Source organism: Aneurinibacillus sp. Ricciae_BoGa-3 (assembly GCF_028421645.1).
Classification (GTDB): Bacteria; Bacillota; Bacilli; order Aneurinibacillales; family Aneurinibacillaceae; genus Aneurinibacillus_B.
Genome location: NZ_CP116887.1, coordinates 107,501 through 127,066 on the forward strand (window position 1 = coordinate 107,501; position 19,566 = coordinate 127,066).

General features: G+C 48.0%; 12 protein-coding genes, 11 tRNA genes, 4 rRNA genes and 1 other RNA gene (1 of these 28 running past the window's edge). 26 read left to right on the forward strand and 2 right to left on the reverse strand.

Going from position 1 to position 19,566, the window contains the following annotated elements; translation table 11 throughout:
• The 15 genes from PP175_RS00520 to tadA form a co-directional block, all read left to right on the forward strand.
• A 23S ribosomal RNA gene (locus PP175_RS00520) occupies nt 1-1,762 on the forward strand (it extends 1,177 nt beyond the left edge of the window).
• Between the two features lie 91 nt (nt 1,763-1,853).
• Nucleotides 1,854-1,930: transfer RNA gene (locus PP175_RS00525), tRNA-Glu, on the forward strand.
• A 9-nt stretch (nt 1,931-1,939) separates the two neighbouring features.
• Nucleotides 1,940-2,016 (forward strand) — tRNA-Asp (locus PP175_RS00530).
• 6 nt (nt 2,017-2,022) lie between these two features.
• A tRNA-Lys gene (locus tag PP175_RS00535) sits at nt 2,023-2,098 on the forward strand.
• Nucleotides 2,099-2,470: 372 nt separating this feature from the next.
• A tRNA-Leu gene (locus PP175_RS00540) sits at nt 2,471-2,557 on the forward strand.
• Nucleotides 2,558-2,636: 79 nt separating this feature from the next.
• Nucleotides 2,637-2,712, forward strand: a tRNA-Gly gene (locus tag PP175_RS00545).
• Nucleotides 2,713-2,840: 128 nt separating this feature from the next.
• Nucleotides 2,841-2,917, forward strand: a tRNA-Arg gene (locus PP175_RS00550).
• 29 nt (nt 2,918-2,946) lie between these two features.
• Nucleotides 2,947-3,023, forward strand: a tRNA-Pro gene (locus tag PP175_RS00555).
• 13 nt (nt 3,024-3,036) lie between these two features.
• Nucleotides 3,037-3,113 (forward strand) — tRNA-Met (locus PP175_RS00560).
• A 14-nt stretch (nt 3,114-3,127) separates the two neighbouring features.
• Nucleotides 3,128-3,219, forward strand: a tRNA-Ser gene (locus PP175_RS00565).
• A gap of 4 nt (nt 3,220-3,223) precedes the next feature.
• Nucleotides 3,224-3,300 (forward strand) — tRNA-Ile (locus tag PP175_RS00570).
• 1,129 nt (nt 3,301-4,429) lie between these two features.
• Nucleotides 4,430-4,579: a YrzI family small protein gene (locus PP175_RS00575; RefSeq protein ID WP_272440993.1), complete on the forward strand. Its 150-nt coding sequence runs from the start codon at nt 4,430-4,432 to the stop codon at nt 4,577-4,579.
• A gap of 114 nt (nt 4,580-4,693) precedes the next feature.
• The gene (locus tag PP175_RS00580; protein WP_272440994.1) at nt 4,694-5,749 is read left to right on the forward strand and encodes a hypothetical protein; all 1,056 of its coding nucleotides are present in this window, start codon (nt 4,694-4,696) and stop codon (nt 5,747-5,749) included.
• A 106-nt stretch (nt 5,750-5,855) separates the two neighbouring features.
• Entirely contained in the window at nt 5,856-6,206 is a 351-nt protein-coding gene (locus PP175_RS00585) for a YmaF family protein (protein WP_272440995.1), read from the forward strand.
• 89 nt (nt 6,207-6,295) lie between these two features.
• On the forward strand, nt 6,296-6,787 hold the full coding sequence (gene tadA / locus PP175_RS00590) for a tRNA adenosine(34) deaminase TadA (RefSeq protein ID WP_272440996.1): 492 nt from the start codon (nt 6,296-6,298) through the stop codon (nt 6,785-6,787).
• Nucleotides 6,788-6,855: 68 nt separating this feature from the next.
• On the opposite strand, the gene PP175_RS00595 is transcribed toward tadA, so the two are convergent.
• The gene (locus PP175_RS00595; RefSeq protein ID WP_272440997.1) at nt 6,856-7,443 is read right to left on the reverse strand and encodes a TetR/AcrR family transcriptional regulator; all 588 of its coding nucleotides are present in this window, start codon (nt 7,441-7,443) and stop codon (nt 6,856-6,858) included.
• Nucleotides 7,444-7,607: 164 nt separating this feature from the next.
• On the opposite strand from PP175_RS00595, the gene PP175_RS00600 reads away from it, so the two are divergent.
• Nucleotides 7,608-7,698: transfer RNA gene (locus PP175_RS00600), tRNA-Ser, on the forward strand.
• Nucleotides 7,699-7,760: 62 nt separating this feature from the next.
• On the opposite strand, the gene PP175_RS00605 is transcribed toward PP175_RS00600, so the two are convergent.
• The gene (locus PP175_RS00605; RefSeq protein WP_272440998.1) at nt 7,761-7,916 is read right to left on the reverse strand and encodes a hypothetical protein; all 156 of its coding nucleotides are present in this window, start codon (nt 7,914-7,916) and stop codon (nt 7,761-7,763) included.
• Nucleotides 7,917-8,163: 247 nt separating this feature from the next.
• Between PP175_RS00605 and ffs the strand changes: the two genes are divergently transcribed.
• The 10 genes from ffs (at nt 8,164) to PP175_RS00655 (ending at nt 19,427) form a co-directional block, all read left to right on the forward strand.
• Nucleotides 8,164-8,428, forward strand: an RNA gene (gene ffs, locus PP175_RS00610) — signal recognition particle sRNA large type.
• A gap of 121 nt (nt 8,429-8,549) precedes the next feature.
• A complete protein-coding gene (locus PP175_RS00615; RefSeq protein ID WP_272440999.1) occupies nt 8,550-9,971 on the forward strand; it encodes a PAS domain-containing sensor histidine kinase in 1,422 nt (473 codons plus the stop codon).
• An 83-nt stretch (nt 9,972-10,054) separates the two neighbouring features.
• Entirely contained in the window at nt 10,055-11,794 is a 1,740-nt protein-coding gene (gene dnaX / locus PP175_RS00620; RefSeq protein WP_272441000.1) for a DNA polymerase III subunit gamma/tau, read from the forward strand.
• An 11-nt stretch (nt 11,795-11,805) separates the two neighbouring features.
• Complete coding sequence (locus PP175_RS00625; protein ID WP_272441001.1) at nt 11,806-12,126, forward strand: YbaB/EbfC family nucleoid-associated protein; 321 nt, start codon at nt 11,806-11,808, stop codon at nt 12,124-12,126.
• Nucleotides 12,127-12,141: 15 nt separating this feature from the next.
• Complete coding sequence (recR, locus tag PP175_RS00630; RefSeq protein WP_272441002.1) at nt 12,142-12,738, forward strand: recombination mediator RecR; 597 nt, start codon at nt 12,142-12,144, stop codon at nt 12,736-12,738.
• A gap of 223 nt (nt 12,739-12,961) precedes the next feature.
• On the forward strand, nt 12,962-13,924 hold the full coding sequence (locus PP175_RS00635) for a CPBP family intramembrane glutamic endopeptidase (RefSeq protein WP_272441003.1): 963 nt from the start codon (nt 12,962-12,964) through the stop codon (nt 13,922-13,924).
• A 29-nt stretch (nt 13,925-13,953) separates the two neighbouring features.
• Nucleotides 13,954-14,220, forward strand: coding sequence for a pro-sigmaK processing inhibitor BofA family protein (locus PP175_RS00640; protein WP_272441004.1), 267 nt, complete (start codon nt 13,954-13,956; stop codon nt 14,218-14,220).
• 285 nt (nt 14,221-14,505) lie between these two features.
• Nucleotides 14,506-16,040: ribosomal RNA gene (locus PP175_RS00645) — 16S ribosomal RNA — on the forward strand.
• A gap of 98 nt (nt 16,041-16,138) precedes the next feature.
• A 5S ribosomal RNA gene (gene rrf, locus PP175_RS00650) occupies nt 16,139-16,255 on the forward strand.
• Between the two features lie 233 nt (nt 16,256-16,488).
• Nucleotides 16,489-19,427 (forward strand): 23S ribosomal RNA (locus PP175_RS00655).
• Together the 16S, 23S and 5S rRNA genes form the textbook arrangement of a ribosomal RNA operon.
• The last annotated feature ends 139 nt before the right edge of the window (nt 19,428-19,566 follow it).

Sequence of the window (19,566 nt, forward strand, 5' to 3'; positions counted from 1 at the left end):
TAACGGGGCTAAGTGAAGTACCGAAGCTGTGGCTTGACACCGTAGGTGTCAGGGGTAGGGGAGCGTTCCTGCAGCGGTGAAGCTCGACCGGAAGGACGGGTGGAGCGGCAGGAAGTGAGAATGCCGGTGTAAGTAGCGAAAAGAAGGGTGAGAATCCCTTCCGCCGAAAGCCTAAGGGTTCCTGAGGAAGGCTCGTCCTCTCAGGGTTAGTCGGGACCTAAGCCGAGGCCGAAAGGCGTAGGCGATGGACAACAGGTGGAAATTCCTGTACTACCTCTACTTCGTTTGAGCAACGGAGGGACGCAGGAGGGTAAGGTAAGCAGACTGCTGGTTATGTCTGTCCAAGCAATGAGGCGTGTGTATAGGCAAATCCGTACACTGTAACGCCGGGTTGTGATGGCGAGGGAAATTTAAGTACCGAAGTTCCTGATCTCACACTGCCAAGAAAAGCTTCTAGCGAGAAGTAAGGTACCCGTACCGCAAACCGACACAGGTAGGCGAGGAGAGAATCCTAAGGCGCGCGAGAAAACTCTTGCTAAGGAACTCGGCAAAATGACCCCGTAACTTCGGGAGAAGGGGTGCCCCGCTAGCGTGATAAGCGTGAGGGGGCCGCAGTGAAAAGGCCCAAGCGACTGTTTAGCAAAAACACAGGTCTCTGCGAAGCCGCAAGGCGAAGTATAGGGGCTGACGCCTGCCCGGTGCTGGAAGGTTAAGGGGAGCGGTTAGCGCGCAAGCGCGAAGCTGTGAACCGAAGCCCCAGTAAACGGCGGCCGTAACTATAACGGTCCTAAGGTAGCGAAATTCCTTGTCGGGTAAGTTCCGACCCGCACGAAAGGCGTAACGACTTGGGCACTGTCTCGGCAAGAGACTCGGTGAAATCATACTACCTGTGAAGATGCAGGTTACCCGCGACAAGACGGAAAGACCCCATGGAGCTTTACTGCAGCTTGATATTGAATGCTGGTATGATTTGTACAGGATAGGTGGGAGCCTTTGAACCCGGACCGCCAGGTTCGGTGGAGGCATCCTTGGGATACCACCCTGATTATGCCGGCCTTCTCACTCGCATCCCTTATCGGGATGGAGGACCGTGTCAGGTGGGCAGTTTGACTGGGGCGGTCGCCTCCTAAAGTGTAACGGAGGCGCCCAAAGGTTCCCTCAGAATGGTTGGAAATCATTCGCAGAGTGTAAAGGCACAAGGGAGCTTGACTGCGAGACCTACAAGTCGAGCAGGGACGAAAGTCGGGCTTAGTGATCCGGTGGTTCCGCATGGAAGGGCCATCGCTCAACGGATAAAAGCTACCCTGGGGATAACAGGCTTATCTCCCCCAAGAGTCCACATCGACGGGGAGGTTTGGCACCTCGATGTCGGCTCATCGCATCCTGGGGCTGAAGTAGGTCCCAAGGGTTGGGCTGTTCGCCCATTAAAGCGGTACGCGAGCTGGGTTCAGAACGTCGTGAGACAGTTCGGTCCCTATCTGTCGTGGGCGCAGGAAATTTGAGAGGAGCTGTCCTTAGTACGAGAGGACCGGGATGGACGCACCGCTGGTGCACCAGTTGTTCCGCCAGGAGCATCGCTGGGTAGCTATGTGCGGCCGGGATAAGCGCTGAAAGCATCTAAGCGTGAAGCCCCCCTCAAGATGAGATTTCCCACAGCATAAGCTGGTAAGACCCCTTATAGATGATGAGGTAGATAGGTTCGGGGTAGAAGTGCGGCAACGCATGGAGCTGACGAATACTAATCGGTCGAGGGCTTAACCCAATTTTTAATGAATTCCTAACGCATCGTTACTTCCAGTTCAGTTTTCAAGGTGCAAACCTTTAGTTTTCAAAGGAATCAGTAATCTGCTGTCGGCCCGTTGGAGAAGCGGCTTAACTCACATGCCTTTCACGCATGCATTCAGGGGTTCGAATCCCCTACGGGTCACCATCTTATTATGGAACTGTGGTGAAGTTGGAGTTCACGCTGGACTGTCACTCCGGAGGTCGCGGGTTCGAGTCCCGTCAGTTCCGCCATTTTAAGAGCCATTAGCTCAGTTGGTAGAGCACCTGACTTTTAATCAGGGTGTCACTGGTTCGAGTCCAGTATGGCTCACCATTTTAATTAAAAATGATGAGTATGATCATCTGCAGACTTTGTAATCATTCGAACAGGACTCTCACCAGAGAGGAAGTTCTGCTAAAACCGCAACATCGTGTTGCAATGCAGAACCTTGCACATCCTGTGCGTCGGAGTCCAGTATGGCTCACCACTTTAATCAAAAGTGACGAGTATGATCACTTGCAGAATAAAAGTGAAGCGTATGCTTCGATGTTATTCCGAATACTTTTATGGGGCCCAAAAGAATAGGGCTAAAACCCTCACATATCCGGTATCGAAGTCAATTGTGAGTCATTAGTATTGCAATTGATGGCAAGGTATGTCTTATTTAATGTTTAGTTGTCAATACTTCCTTATGGAGTAATTAATGCGGGTGTGGCGGAATTGGCAGACGCGCTAGATTCAGGTTCTAGTGGTGGCAACACCGTGGGGGTTCAAGTCCCTTCATCCGCACCATTAATATTCATTCTAACTACGTCGAATATTCTCCTTTGCAGAGAATGGAATCACTAGTACTGGGTAGGTTTTACCATATGCGGACATAGCTCAGTTGGTAGAGCACGACCTTGCCAAGGTCGGGGTCGCGAGTTCGAGTCTCGTTGTCCGCTCCATTAATATCGAATTCAACTGCGTCGATTAACTTCATGCTGATTTCGAATCAGTGATACCCGCAGGGTGCTCCATTAATATTCATTCTAACTACGTAGAATGGACATCTTTGCAAAGAATGAAATCAGATGTGCCCGTAGCTCAATCGGATAGAGTGTCTGACTACGAATCAGAAGGTTGGGAGTTCGAGTCTCTCCGGGCACGCCATTTATATTGATTTATCTTTTTGCAACATTCGGGAAGTGGCTCAGCTTGGTAGAGCACCTGGTTTGGGACCAGGGGGTCGCAGGTTCAAATCCTGTCTTCCCGACCATTTTTTATATGTTGGCGGTGTAGCTCAGCTGGCTAGAGCGTACGGTTCATACCCGTAAGGTCGGGGGTTCGATCCCCTCCGCCGCTACCAACAATTTATATTGTGGAGAAGTACCCAAGTGGCTGTAAGGGGCTCCCCTGCTAAGGGAGTAGACGGGTTAAACCGTGCGAGGGTTCGAATCCCTCCTTCTCCGCCATTATGGGCCTATAGCTCAGTTGGTTAGAGCGCACGCCTGATAAGCGTGAGGTCGGCTGTTCGAGTCAGCCTAGGCCCACCATACATAATAATCATGACCTTTTTCACAAAGAAAAAGGTTTTTTTATTGCGTAAAAACAATAAAAAGTGCAAGCCAGAAAGGCTCACACTTTTTATCGGAACCTATATACGTCATTCATAGCTTGGGGTTCCTCGCACGTTTAAAAACTGTAGTTATAAACGTGCTGAAGTTGGCTATAAGCCGAAACACTGAGCTGAGGTTGATAATGGACGAAGCATTATCTTTTTCGTCTCGCTTATTCCCGCTTATGTTAATGAATTACCCGGGGTTTCGAAATATTAAACAATGGATTTTTCTTATTAAAACTCACAGCAATATTTAGAACGATTATTACTACATAAGGATTATGAAAAGTAAAGCTAATTTTAAATTGAACAAGATGTAAACGGTTAACTCGTTTATTATCAGGCTCCAAGCCGTTTGGTTTACTTGTAAAAAGCAGATATAGTAAAGCTACCATCATGCACAAATAGAATTTGATTTAGAGGAAGTGAAGCCATGTATCCCTGTTACTTGTTCCAGAGGGGCGAGAGGGTAAAAGTTATAGAAACCGAAAACAGGTTTTTTAATAAGGTAGGAACGATTCAATGTATCCAGAAGCGAGGCAGTTATACGGTGTATTTTGAGAATGGAGCCGTGCATTCTTTTTATCCACACAGCCTTGTAGCAACCGCGCAAGTTGAGATGGAATTAACCAAAAAGGGTATGTAATAAACAGATTAATTTTAGTTAAAATTTTCAAAAAAATAGTGTTTACTTCTATTTGGAAAAATTATATAATTTCAAGTAGATAATTTTGGAAATTGGAGGTCGAAAATTATGCAACGTTTGACACATACAACCAAACAAGATGCATATGTTTATCATTTCGGCCCCGGTGCACCTCTTTGTTCTTGAAGAAGAGGTTGCCTTCCAAATTACCCATTAGGCGTAATTATCCTGGGCTGTCAATCCCGGGTGGGCTATATATTTCGATGTAAAAACCCGGGGATTTTTATCCCAGGGTTTTTGCATTTTTAAACCATGAAAGGAGGATGACCATATGGTTCGAACAAATGCATTGCTTATCTGGTTATACAAGGAGAAAGGCTTAACGTAAACAAACAAATTTACTTGGGAGGAATTATCCATGTTTACCATCGACTTGATCTATTTCACGATTACAGTAGCAAAACGTGATGCACATCCCGACATCAACAAAATCGAACGCGACAATCATGTAGCTAAAATGATGAAAGAAGTAGAAGAAAAACGTTATGAATATATGCGTTTTATGTAATTTCGTACACCCTGCTTTCTCTAACAGGGTGTTTTTTACAGCGCTTTGGGGTTAAAATTTGCTGTCGATTGAGATAAAGTAGGCAGTGAGAGGTATACGAAAGGGGTCTTATGGTTGAAAAATTATGCTGGGGGCATAATCATTTGCACATCCATACTGGCGGGGGAAGTGTTGCTGGGAGGGTGCATTCCTGAAAAACGTATAGCAGATAAACCGCAAGAGACAAAAAAAGTGCAGATATCCCATCCGCAGCCAGCATCTTTAGACAGTATTGTAGCGAATCTGCGTGAAGGGGTAACCTATCTGCAAAGCGGTAAAGTTGGCCCCGATGATATACAGTTTCAGAGCGGTAAAGCATACTTTATGAAGCAACGGGCCACCCTCGATTCAGACGGAAAATGGACAGGGGTTCAGAGGCCATCATCCGTTGAAGTGAAAGCTTCAATTATTATGGTGATTAGGGAGCTGGCGGTAGGATACTTAAAAGAAATTCGTTCAGGGGACTTTGATGAATCCAGAGAGCAGATTATTGCCATCAGCCGCGACGCTGGGACGTATGCAAGCTACATAACAACGAATACAAACTCCTCCGACCTTAAAAAATATGTGATAGGCGTTTTTCCTTTGTTAAATCAGGCCCAGTTGCGCAGCGACCCGGTGCTGCTGGATGATGCGATGGATAAATTTATTAAGCTGGACAAAGCTTTGTTTGGATACACGGGGGGCAATCTGCTGAAAATTGCAGAAGAATTCAAAAAGCCGTATCGCCCACCGTCCACTCAGGGTGTCAAAATAAGCGATGGAATAATGGTTCAACGCTTGAATAACGCGAAACTACTTCCTGTTCAGCGTAAAGCAGCTGTAAGAGCATGGATAAAACAAATCAGCCACTCAGGTGTTTCCGGGAAAGGGGTTGTACACTTTGCCAATGTGGAGGATTTAAAAAACAGTCAGGTATACTTAATGGAAGACGAGGACATTGCCCGGAAGCTGCAGACCATTAAGGATATATCTGAGGAAGCTAATCAAATGAATGAATTGCCGGAGCTTAAATGGTATGTTGATGATTTGGCTAACCTGCTGAGGCTCGCGAAGTTAAACAGAAGCCGGCACCAGTATTACCAGGCATTAGTTATGATTAATGAACTAAACGATGCCGTTCAGCCATAAACTGCTTCATGATGCATAAAAAAATCTGAAATTAAGCATTAGCCGTGTCCATTTATATAACCCCTGCATTAACTGAACGTAGATTGGATTTTAGGGGGGCTTATAAATGACAGAAAAAGCTGGCTTTCACGCCCACAATGTTGAATTAATTAACTGGGGAACTAGACAGGGTCCTCCACACAGACACCCCTACGCTACGATAACATCCGTGAACTTTGGACACCGTCATCGAATGAGCGGGGTCACTTCAGTTAATCCTGGAGGAATTGATCGTCACGTTCATTATTATGAAGGAAATACATCGTTTGATGACGGTCATGTACATTATTATCGTGGGGTTACAGGTCCCGCTATTCCCTTGCCTGGTGGGGGGCATTATCATGAATTTAATGGCGAAACGGCATTGGCTCGTGGCCATGTACATTACTATTTTGGCCGAACTGGAAGAGGATATTGAACTTTTACCCCAGGCGCAATGAATCTCCTGGGGTTCTTAATTGATAATGGGTGAAAGAAACATTGTATAATGGGGAAAAGGAGGCCGCTATGCCGAACAGCATGACTACGTTGGAGGATCACGATTATATGGCGATTGCCATTGAAGAAGCAAAGAAAGCAGCCGCGATCGGCGAAGTCCCAATTGGCGCCATTATTGTACGCAATGGCGAAATAGTAGGCAGTGGTTACAATAAAAGAGAAACAGCGAGAGACCCGCTTGCCCATGCTGAATTGATGGCGATAAAGAAGGCGAGCGAATCGCTTGGAGGCTGGCGCCTTTTGGATACCACCCTTTACGTGACGCTTGAACCATGCCCAATGTGTTCAGGCGCAATCGTACAAGCCCGGATTCCCCGTATTGTATATGGTGCAATGGATCCGAAAGCGGGGTGTGCAGGAAGCTTAATGAACCTTTTGCAGGATCCGCGTTTCAATCATCAGGTCGAAATTACGCAGGGAGTGATGGAAGAAGAATGCGGCCTGCTGCTTAAAGACTTTTTTCGTGCCCTTCGGGAAAAACGAAAAAAGAAGGATGATTAGCTGCACTGGCAGGTTCATCCCTTTTTTTCCTTGCACCTCTCATTGTTTGGTTATCTCTATGTCTGTGTTTATTCTTCGAAGATGCCCAGCGCATGTAAAGCCAGGCTCTGCACACTATAGCGGACCGCCGGTTCATCCAGCGATTGTCCGTATGCAATCGTTCTCATTGTAGTGAAGGCCAGCATACCGAAAAAGCTGCTTGCTGTCGTGCGGATATCAATAATAGATGGGAGCTTCCCCGCATCCTTGGCGGTCTGTAATTGCGACTCAAGAAACTCGAAGTATTTCTGCAGTACATGGCGAATCGTATAATGGCGCTCCTGGGTTCCCCATGCTTTGCTTAGGAGGAGCCGGCAGAAGTCTGTTTCGGTCTGGAAAAATTCCAAGTGTGCTTCGATTAGCCGGATAACCCGCTGGCGAAAATCATCCGGTCTGATCACTTCAACGAAATCTCTAATTTTTTCGATAAATCGCTCAACGCCTGACTCCATAACAAATATGTACAAATCTTCTTTCGTCTTGAAGTTGTAATACAGGGTACCCTTCGCCACCCCGCATAGTTCCGATATTTGATCCATGGTTGTCTCATTGTAGCCCTTTTCCGCAAATGCCTTGAGGGCTCCCTGAAAAATAAGTTCTTTTGTTTTTGCTCGCAATGATGTCACCTCTATATTTTGTACTGACTAGTCAGTATAAATTATAAAATGATTATAGGTCCAAAGTTTGGCAAAATCAATGATAACCCTGAAGGAAACTTTGACGAATATCAAAACGATTGATTTGCTAAACGATATGTGATATAATTATTTTCGTTTCATATGGAGATGTACCCAAGGCCGGCTCAAGGGGACTGACTCGAAATCAGTTAGGCGCGCAAGCGTGCGGGGGTTCGAATCCCTCCATCTCCGCCATACCTATAAAAAGATTAAGGACGCCAGGCCTGGCGTCCTTTTTTAACGCAGTATCCTATTTCCTATTTGTCTTCGTCCCGCACCCCAGTATCGCGATAGTTCACTTCATCCTGTTCAATTTCTTCAACCAGGTTTGTGGAGTAAGGGGTCTTCTCCAACTCGTTAATCAGCTTGCGGTTATCCAGTTCGATATTTTTTATCTTATTTTTCTGTGCCATGGGTATTTCAGCTCCAGTCCTTATAGTATGGATTCTTTACATAATCTGTGAAGTTTAATACCTGTTTATGCGTGGGATGAATGAGTGGGAAAAGTTCCAGGCGTGGAAGCTGCCGGATAGTTTATGTGCCGCTGGGTATAATACAGGTGGGATATAGTAAATATCCCCACCATCTTGCTTTGCAATCTGCTTTTTGTTATTATAAGTAAGCGGTGATGAACCGCTATAAAACTTGTTTATAATTTTGTCGCACTAGACGGGGAGGTAGCGGTGCCCTGTAACCCGCAATCCGCTATAGCGGGGTTGAATTCCTGTCGGAGGTGCGTTTCATGTAGGGTCCGACTTGTGAAAGTGGTGTTGAGAACCGGGTCCTGCGCAATGGGAACCCATGAACCTGGTCAGGTCCGGAAGGAAGCAGCCATAAGTGGAATTTCTCGTGTGCCGCAGGGTTGCCTGGTTTGAGCTAACTACGCGGGTACGCCTGGATGGACGTATCAATGGCAGGTGTGCGGCTAACATTTTTATAAGCTCCTGACTTTATGTCAGGGGCTTTTTAATTATTAAAAAGGATTTTTAAAAAAAATGCAGAATATGTTAGTTGGGTCCTAAGTGGTACAACGCGAGGTGAAAGATATGCCGCATTCTTCTTTTAAGTTAGAGCTTAGCAGAGAACAAATTGAACAGCACCTACATAGCGTTCCGTTTGCAGCGGCGCTGTTTGACGGGGAAGGGAATGTAGTCGAAGCGAATGCCATTCTGCTTCAGGCTACCGGGCATACGTATGAACAGATTAAAACGAAAAAATACAACGATCTTTTTCTGACGCGTGACTCCTTTCGCGATTGGATGACCGGGTGCAAAACCATTGCGCAGGAAAGCCAAAAGGCTCCCCGCATGATTTTGAAACTTAAGACGGGCAGGACATGCACATGCAATTTAATTATATATAGTGAAGCTAAAAAAACGGAGCAGGTGTACCACTATCTTCTCATGACAAACATTGAAGAGAATAAAACAGAGGGCTTCCTCCTACCGTTCTATAATCAGATTATTGAGAATGTTAATCTGGGCATTATTATTTTTAATAAGCAAGGCGTTATTTATGAAGTTAGCTGGAAAGCGTGTGAACTTCTAGGGGTTAAAAAGGAGCATATTATAAACAGAACGTTTACCGAAGCTTTTGCGGATGTACGCGATCATTTTATATCGCCGTCTATTCTTGAAGGGGTAACTGTGCGCAACCATGCGCATTCCTGGCGCAATGGGGAAAAAAGATTTCAATTGATTGTGGACTCAGATGTTTTCCGATTGCCGAACGGTGAAATTGCAGGCGGATATTATCTGTTTAAGGATGTTTCAAATATGCATTCGATTGGCCAGCAAATTGAACGCAAAGATCGCCTGGCGATGATTGGCCAGATTGCGGCAGGAACAGCGCATGAAATTCGCAACCCGCTTACTTCTATAAATGGTTTTTTACAGATGATGCAGAAATCTCTAGCGGAAGCGGGTTTAGTGAAGGAGACAGAGTACACAAAAATTATGCTGATGGAGATCAAACGCATTAATGACCTTGTCAGTGAATTTCTTCTCCTCAGCAAGCCAAGACAGGTGCAGTATCAGATTGTTGATGTGGAACAGGTGTTTAAGGAGATCCTGCCAATTGTGAAGAATGAAGCCCTTCTGCACGGCATTGATGTTGTCGTGGAAAGTTCGGAAGCCCTTCCTTCCATTATTGGAGATGGCGAATTATTGAAACAGGTGCTCTTGAATGTGACGAAGAATGGGATAGAAGCCATGGAAGATAAAGGGGTGCTCACTCTTCGTTTTTCGCTGGTGGGAAATCAGATCGAAATCGCTGTCCAGGATACAGGGCATGGAATTCCGCCTTATCTTTTGGATAAAATATTCGATCCTTTTTTTACTACAAAAGAAGAAGGTACTGGGCTTGGGCTGCCAGTTTGCCAGAAAATCATACACGATATGGGGGGCACCATACGCGTCTCGTCCAAAGGCAACGGTACAACGTTCTATATCACCCTTCCATCCTGTTAATATCCGGTTCGTTTCTCACAAAGATAAAATAATGTTATAATTAAAGGGCAATTGATTTAATATAGGAAAGATGGAGATACAAAATGGCCTACCGAGCATTGTATCGTGTTTGGCGTCCTCAAAAATTCGGTGATATTGTCGGACAGGAACATGTGACACGCACACTGCAGAACGCCATTCGGGAGCAGCGTTTTTCCCATGCGTATTTATTTAGCGGCCCGCGGGGCACTGGGAAGACAAGCGCAGCTAAAATTATGGCCAAGGCTGTAAACTGTGAGAACGGCCCTGCTGAAGAACCCTGTAATCAATGTGATGCATGTAAGGGGATTACAGACGGATCCGTTGTGGATGTTGTTGAAATTGATGCTGCTTCTAACCGCGGGATTGATGAGATCAGGGATCTTCGAGATAAAGTAAAATATGCACCTTCTCAGGTGAAATTTAAGATATACATTATAGATGAAGTTCATATGCTGACAACGGAAGCGTTTAACGCACTGTTAAAAACGCTGGAGGAGCCTCCTGCACATATTTTATTTATCCTCGCTACTACCGAACCTCATAAGCTGCCGGCAACCATTGTTTCACGCTGCCAGCGCTTTGACTTCCACAGAATTGGCAGTGCGGCTATAGTGAGCAGGCTGAGTGAGGTTATCCAATCCGAAGATTTGCATGTGTCTGAACAGGCGCTTACGTTTATCGCGCGTTTATCTGAAGGCGGGATGCGGGATGCGTTGAGTCTTCTTGACCAGGCCCTGTCCTTTGGAGGAAAAAGGGTCGAACTTGAGGATGTGCTGTCTATTACAGGTGCGGTGTCCCATGAACTGCTCGCAGAGGCGGCCCGCTATGTTCGGGATGGATCCGCCGCTGAAGTAGTGGATGTGGTGCACAAGCTTGTACAGCGGGGGAAAAGCCCGGAGCAGTTCCTGGACGATCTGTTGTTTTATTTTCGGGATTTGCTGCTTTATCAGACAGCGCCGGGACTCGAGGAAATTCAGGACCGAATTGCCATTGACCCTGCGTTCAAAGAGCTGGGTGATTCGTATCAGCGAGAGCGGTTGTTTACGATTGTTGAACAGCTAAACCGCTCGCAAAATGAAATCAAGTGGGCGAATCATCCGCGTGTGCTTCTCGAGTTGGTACTCATCCAACTGTGCCAGACGGAAGATGCTGCTGATGGTTTTCGCCCATCTTCTGCCCCGGATGCAGCTCGTTCTATTGAAAGTCCAGCCGTGGATGCCGGTACATTGGAACAGCTCGTGCAGCGGATTCAGTCATTGGAGAACCACATTAAGAAAATTGAGACCAGAGAACCTACAACAGAAACGCATAGTTCAACCGCGGCTAAAAAGCGGGAGCCTAAGAAACTTCAGTCCACGGTGAAAATACCAACTGCCCGCATACGGGAAATTGCGGTTCAGTCTTATCCAAAGCAGGTTTCAAAATTAGTATCGATCTGGCCTGATGTACTTTCCCGGGTTAAACAGCGCAGCGTTAGCCTTAGCGCGTGGCTCCAGGATGGCCATCCTGTGGCTCTATCCGATGATGGCCTTGTTTTGGGCTTTAAAACGGTAATCCATTGTGAGACAACGGCGCGGGAAGACAACAAAAAGCTCATTGAGGAAGTTATAAAAGGGGTTATCAATCGCCCTGTTGAATTGTATACTTTGATGGAAAACCAGTGGAGGGAGATCAGCGGTTCCGTTACGCCTTCCACAGAACAAGAAGTGTCCGAGGAAAAAAAGGAGGAACCGTCCAGTGATCCGCTTATTGAAGAAGCGTTGAAACTGGTCGGAGAAGATCTCGTTCGTATTATAGACTAGGAGGTAATGGTATGTTTGGTGGCGGGAATATGCAAAATATGATGAAACAAATGAAGAAAATGCAGCAGCAGATGCAAAAAGCACAGGAAGAGTTAAAGGATAAGACCGTAGAGGGAACAGCTGGCGGGGGTATGGTAACCATTACAGCTAATGGCCATAAACAAATTCTCGATGTTAAAATCAATCCGGAAGCTGTTGATCCAGATGATGTTGAAATGCTTCAAGATCTGGTGCTTGCCGCTATTAATGAGGCACTTGCTAAAGCGGACGAAGTGATTGCGAAAGATATGGGGAAATTCACGGGCGGGGCCAACCTTCCGGGATTATTCTAAGGATGGAGAAACTCTGTGTACTATCCTGAACCAATAGCAAAATTAATTGACGGGTTTATGAAACTGCCAGGTATTGGGCCCAAAACGGCATCACGCCTGGCTTTTTTTGTTTTGGGTATGAAAGAGGACGATGTGCTAGAATTGGCAAAAGCACTCGTGAATGCCAAACGGCAGCTTGTATACTGCTCGGTATGCCAGAATATTACGGATGTAAATCCGTGCCGGATTTGCACGGATCATTCACGTGACCGCTCTATGATATGCGTGATACAGGAACCAAAGGATTTAATCGCCATGGAAAAAACAAGAGAGTACAACGGGTACTACCATGTTCTGCATGGTGCGATATCGCCTATGGACGGAGTCGGCCCGGAGGATATCCGAATTGCAGAGCTCTTAAAACGCCTTCAGGATGAAGAGGTCAAAGAGCTTATTCTTGCAACCAACCCTACCATCGAAGGGGAGGCGACGGCCATGTATATTTCCCGCCTTGTTAAACCATTTGGCATTCGCGTCACACGCATCGCACATGGTCTGCCGGTTGGTGGAGATTTGGAATATGCGGATGAAGTGACAATATCTAAGGCGCTGGAAGGAAGACGCGAACTGTAGCTTCTGGAGCGGATAAAAACAGTTCGCAACAACATTTGCATCAAACAGGCGATAGATACCGGCTTTTTAAATAAACGGGGATTCATTTTGGCGATTTTTCCAGCTTCAAGCGGGGACTGCTGCTTCTGAATTCGCCGTTTTTTGTTTTTCGGTGAAACAGTTTGGAAAGAGTTCTCATTCCCATCAAATTCGCATAAGTTTGTACCAAATGAGAGGTGAAGGGATGTATATAAACAAGCGATGGAACCGAATAGCTTTAATAACGGGGATACTGTTAGTCCTCGGTTATGCAAGCAGCATTGGCGTACAGTTTTCCTCTTTGATGTGGGTAGCTACAGCTAAAGGGAATTGGAAGGTGCAGTCCTCCGAACATATGAATGGGACTGGAGTTGTTCTGCTTATTATTACAGCTATCTTAAGCACGCTGCCTGCTTTACTTTTTATCCCTTCTTATATTAGATCCCGCAAAGGTAAATGGCTGGATTTGGCCGAAGGTGTATCGCTTCGGGATGCTGTTTATTATTTTGCTTTTTATCAAATAGGCTATGCTCTTATTCAGCTTGTCTACATTGTAATGGAGACTTTTCATCTGGACCATGCTCTCTCAGATCAGTCCATTGGTGGCCTTTTATCCTCTTTTCTGCCGCAGTTTATGATGGCGGCTGCAGGGTTGTTGATTTTCCGTGGCAGATTGGGGGATATTGGATTCGTGCGCCCTGTTAAAATCGGCCAGCTTCTTGGCGCGGTCGTAGTGTGTTATTTGTTTACCGCTTTTGTGCTGGATTTTATTGTGACGGTGCCTCTATCCCACTTGTTCCATTTAGAATTGGATTCCTGGCGCGAACAGCAGATATCAGGACAAGTAGCACAGGCTAAGAACATGAATCTGATTACTGGAATTGTGGAAGTTCTTCTGGTTGGCCTTTTTGTTCCGATTGCTGAAGAGATCATGTTTCGAGGCGCTCTGCAAACTGCGTTGGTTCAACAGTTTGGCCCTTTTTTTGGCATTTTAGGGTCGAGCTTGATTTTTGGTATTATCCATGTGGATCCCGTTTTGTTCATGCCTTTATTCTCGATGGCGCTGATTCTTGGCTGGCTTCGCCATCATTATAAAAGTTTGTGGGCGTCGATTTTGTTCCATGCATTAAACAATACCATTACGGTCTGTTTGTACTTCTTCCGGTAAACTATCTTAATTAGGAGGGAGCTTTTGAATTGAACAGTTTTACTGTATTAAGCATTGTTTTAATTGCATGTGCAGTACTTTTTTTTACTGCCTTGTCTGGTTGGAGACCTGTGAAGTGGATTGGTTGGATTGTAGGGAATTTAGTAATCGGAAGCATTCTATTGTTCCTAGTGAACTTAGCGGGGGAGTCCTTTTCGCTTGCTATTCCCATAAATCCCGTCACGGCCACAGTTGCTGGATTCCTTGGGCTGCCGGGGCTTGCAACGCTCATATTAATTAAGCTATTTTGCATGTGATAATGATGCTGGTCCGAAGTGAGGTTTGCTGCGCTAAATAAGCTCACTTTCCGGTGAGCTTATTCTTTTTCCACAGATTATGATACGGATTGAAAAAAGTTGTTGACTCTGTTTTTGAAAGATGATATATTATATAAGTCGCCGCTGATAAGCGATTGATAGAGTGGCTGACTGATAGAGTTCCTTGAAAACTGAACAGTGAAATGCCAAATGTGCGATTGACCCAGAATTCAATTCTGGATTTATTAAGTAAGACCAGCTCGTATGAGCGAACAGCATCGAACCTTTTTGGAGAGTTTGATCCTGGCTCAGGACGAACGCTGGCGGCGTGCCTAATACATGCAAGTCGAGCGGACTTTGGAGAGCTTGCTTTTCAAAGTTAGCGGCGGACGGGTGAGTAACACGTGGGCAACCTGCCTGTAAGCCTGGGATAACTTCGGGAAACCGAAGCTAATACCGGATAGGATTTGGAACCGCATGGTTCTGGATGGAAAGTTTTCGGACACTTACAGATGGGCCCGCGGCGCATTAGCTAGTTGGTGGGGTAGTGGCCTACCAAGGCGACGATGCGTAGCCGACCTGAGAGGGTGATCGGCCACACTGGGACTGAGACACGGCCCAGACTCCTACGGGAGGCAGCAGTAGGGAATCTTCCGCAATGGACGAAAGTCTGACGGAGCAACGCCGCGTGAGCGATGAAGGTTTTCGGATCGTAAAGCTCTGTTGTCAGGGAAGAACCGCCGGGAAGACCTCCCGGTCTGACGGTACCTGACGAGAAAGCCCCGGCTAACTACGTGCCAGCAGCCGCGGTAATACGTAGGGGGCAAGCGTTGTCCGGAATTATTGGGCGTAAAGCGCGCGCAGGCGGTTTCTTAAGTCAGGTGTGAAAGCCCACGGCTCAACCGTGGAGGGCCACCTGAAACTGGGAGGCTTGAGTGCAGAAGAGGAGAGTGGAATTCCACGTGTAGCGGTGAAATGCGTAGAGATGTGGAGGAACACCAGTGGCGAAGGCGACTCTCTGGTCTGTAACTGACGCTGAGGCGCGAAAGCGTGGGGAGCAAACAGGATTAGATACCCTGGTAGTCCACGCCGTAAACGATGAGTGCTAGGTGTTGGGGACTCCAATCCTCAGTGCCGCAGCTAACGCAATAAGCACTCCGCCTGGGGAGTACGGCCGCAAGGCTGAAACTCAAAGGAATTGACGGGGACCCGCACAAGCGGTGGAGCATGTGGTTTAATTCGAAGCAACGCGAAGAACCTTACCAGGGCTTGACATCCCGCTGACCCCTCTGGAGACAGAGGCTTCCTTCGGGACAGTGGTGACAGGTGGTGCATGGTTGTCGTCAGCTCGTGTCGTGAGATGTTGGGTTAAGTCCCGCAACGAGCGCAACCCTTGTCCTTAGTTGCCAGCATTCAGTTGGGCACTCTAGGGAGACTGCCGTCGACAAGACGGAGGAAGGTGGGGATGACGTCAAATCATCATGCCCCTTATGTCCTGGGCTACACACGTGCTACAATGGATGGTACAACGGGCTGCTAACTCGCGAGAGTATGCCAATCCCTAAAAACCATTCTCAGTTCGGATTGCAGGCTGCAACTCGCCTGCATGAAGCCGGAATCGCTAGTAATCGCGGATCAGCATGCCGCGGTGAATACGTTCCCGGGTCTTGTACACACCGCCCGTCACACCACGAGAGTTTGCAACACCCGAAGTCGGTGAGGTAACCGTAAGGAGCCAGCCGCCGAAGGTGGGGCAGATGATTGGGGTGAAGTCGTAACAAGGTATCCGTACCGGAAGGTGCGGATGGATCACCTCCTTTCTATGGAGAATCGGCACACTGGCACTTTCACTGTTCAGTTTTCCAGGAACTTCTTCTTGGAATTGAATACAAAATGAGATACACTAAGTATCTTGCTGTCTGGCAGTTATGGCGAAGGGGTCACACCTGTTCCCATCCCGAACACAGAAGTTAAGTCCTTCAGCGCCGATGGTACTTGGGCGGCAACGCCCTGGGAGAGTAGGACATTGCCAGGCCGGCAACCTAACGGTTGCTGTCACATTGCACTTTGAAAACTGAATCATGGAAGAAACAATGCGCAATAGGAAAATCCAATTGTAAAAACCTTTTAGGTGATACCATATTAGAGCGTTGTCAGAAGCGAGAAGATCGAGGATGCGTGGGAACGAGCAGCGGAGCGTATTTTAATACGTGAGCAGCGCAGTGACAAGCAGACGAAGAGATTCGAAGCTTAAGGCAAGGCGATAGAGGTTAAGCTATGAAGGGCACACGGTGGATGCCTAGGCGCCAGGAGCCGAAGAAGGACGTGGCGAACTGCGAAATGCTCCGGGGAGCTGTAAGCAAGCGTTGATCCGGAGATGTCCGAATGGGGAAACCCACGATTCGTAATGGGATCGTACTCCTGCCTGAATCCATAGGGCAGGTAGAGGCAGACCAGGGGAACTGAAACATCTAAGTACCCTGAGGAACAGAAAACAATAGTGATTCCGTAAGTAGCGGCGAGCGAACGCGGAGAAGCCCAAACCGGAAGGTTCGCCTTCCGGGGTTGTAGGGCGTCTCACATGGAGTTACAAAAGACGGTCATAGATGAAGCGGCCTGGAAAGGCCCGTCACAGAAGGTAACAACCCTGTAATCGAAATGGCTGTCTCTCCGAGACGTACCCTGAGTACCGCGAGACACGTGAAACCTCGTGGGAAGCTGGGAGGACCATCTCCCAAGGCTAAATACTACCTGGCGACCGATAGTGAACCAGTACCGTGAGGGAAAGGTGAAAAGCACCCCGGGAGGGGAGTGAAAGAGAACCTGAAACCGTGTGCCTACAACTAGTCGGAGCACATTAACTGTGTGACGGCGTGCCTTTTGTAGAATGAACCGGCGAGTTACGGTTGCGTGCGAGGTTAAGGTGAGAAGCCGGAGCCGCAGCGAAAGCGAGTCTGAACAGGGCGAGTGAGTACGCAGCCGTAGACCCGAAACCGTGTGATCTACCCATGTCCAGGGTGAAGGTGCGGTAACACGCACTGGAGGCCCGAACCCACGCACGTTGAAAAGTGCGGGGATGAGGTGTGGGTAGCGGAGAAATTCCAATCGAACTCGGAGATAGCTGGTTCTCCCCGAAATAGCTTTAGGGCTAGCCTCGGATTTACTGTACCGGAGGTAGAGCACTGATTGGATGCGGGCCCCTCGCGGGGTACCAAATTCAGTCAAACTCCGAATGCCGGCTACAGATATCCGGGAGTCAGACTGCGAGTGCTAAGATCCGTAGTCAAAAGGGAAACAGCCCAGACCACCAGCTAAGGTCCCTAAATCTTCACTAAGTGGGAAACGATGTGGAGTTGCCCAGACAACCAGGATGTTGGCTTAGAAGCAGCCACCATTTAAAGAGTGCGTAATAGCTCACTGGTCGAGTGACTCTGCGCGGAAAATGTAACGGGGCTAAGTGAAGTACCGAAGCTGTGGCTTGACACCGTAGGTGTCAGGGGTAGGGGAGCGTTCCTGCAGCGGTGAAGCTCGACCGGAAGGACGGGTGGAGCGGCAGGAAGTGAGAATGCCGGTGTAAGTAGCGAAAAGAAGGGTGAGAATCCCTTCCGCCGAAAGCCTAAGGGTTCCTGAGGAAGGCTCGTCCTCTCAGGGTTAGTCGGGACCTAAGCCGAGGCCGAAAGGCGTAGGCGATGGACAACAGGTGGAAATTCCTGTACTACCTCTACTTCGTTTGAGCAACGGAGGGACGCAGGAGGGTAAGGTAAGCAGACTGCTGGTTATGTCTGTCCAAGCAATGAGGCGTGTGTATAGGCAAATCCGTACACTGTAACGCCGGGTTGTGATGGCGAGGGAAATTTAAGTACCGAAGTTCCTGATCTCACACTGCCAAGAAAAGCTTCTAGCGAGAAGTAAGGTACCCGTACCGCAAACCGACACAGGTAGGCGAGGAGAGAATCCTAAGGCGCGCGAGAAAACTCTTGCTAAGGAACTCGGCAAAATGACCCCGTAACTTCGGGAGAAGGGGTGCCCCGCTAGCGTGATAAGCGTGAGGGGGCCGCAGTGAAAAGGCCCAAGCGACTGTTTAGCAAAAACACAGGTCTCTGCGAAGCCGCAAGGCGAAGTATAGGGGCTGACGCCTGCCCGGTGCTGGAAGGTTAAGGGGAGCGGTTAGCGCGCAAGCGCGAAGCTGTGAACCGAAGCCCCAGTAAACGGCGGCCGTAACTATAACGGTCCTAAGGTAGCGAAATTCCTTGTCGGGTAAGTTCCGACCCGCACGAAAGGCGTAACGACTTGGGCACTGTCTCGGCAAGAGACTCGGTGAAATCATACTACCTGTGAAGATGCAGGTTACCCGCGACAAGACGGAAAGACCCCATGGAGCTTTACTGCAGCTTGATATTGAATGCTGGTATGATTTGTACAGGATAGGTGGGAGCCTTTGAACCCGGACCGCCAGGTTCGGTGGAGGCATCCTTGGGATACCACCCTGATTATGCCGGCCTTCTCACTCGCATCCCTTATCGGGATGGAGGACCGTGTCAGGTGGGCAGTTTGACTGGGGCGGTCGCCTCCTAAAGTGTAACGGAGGCGCCCAAAGGTTCCCTCAGAATGGTTGGAAATCATTCGCAGAGTGTAAAGGCACAAGGGAGCTTGACTGCGAGACCTACAAGTCGAGCAGGGACGAAAGTCGGGCTTAGTGATCCGGTGGTTCCGCATGGAAGGGCCATCGCTCAACGGATAAAAGCTACCCTGGGGATAACAGGCTTATCTCCCCCAAGAGTCCACATCGACGGGGAGGTTTGGCACCTCGATGTCGGCTCATCGCATCCTGGGGCTGAAGTAGGTCCCAAGGGTTGGGCTGTTCGCCCATTAAAGCGGTACGCGAGCTGGGTTCAGAACGTCGTGAGACAGTTCGGTCCCTATCTGTCGTGGGCGCAGGAAATTTGAGAGGAGCTGTCCTTAGTACGAGAGGACCGGGATGGACGCACCGCTGGTGCACCAGTTGTTCCGCCAGGAGCATCGCTGGGTAGCTATGTGCGGCCGGGATAAGCGCTGAAAGCATCTAAGCGTGAAGCCCCCCTCAAGATGAGATTTCCCACAGCATAAGCTGGTAAGACCCCTTATAGATGATGAGGTAGATAGGTTCGGGGTAGAAGTGCGGCAACGCATGGAGCTGACGAATACTAATCGGTCGAGGGCTTAACCCAATTTTTTAAGGAATTCCTAATGCATCGTTACTTCCAGTTCAGTTTTCAAAGTGTAACCAATAATAGTCCCCTGCTAGTTAAGCAGGGGACTTTTTTCGCTTTTAGTTATTGAACTATAGATTCGATTCTCGTTAGCTTA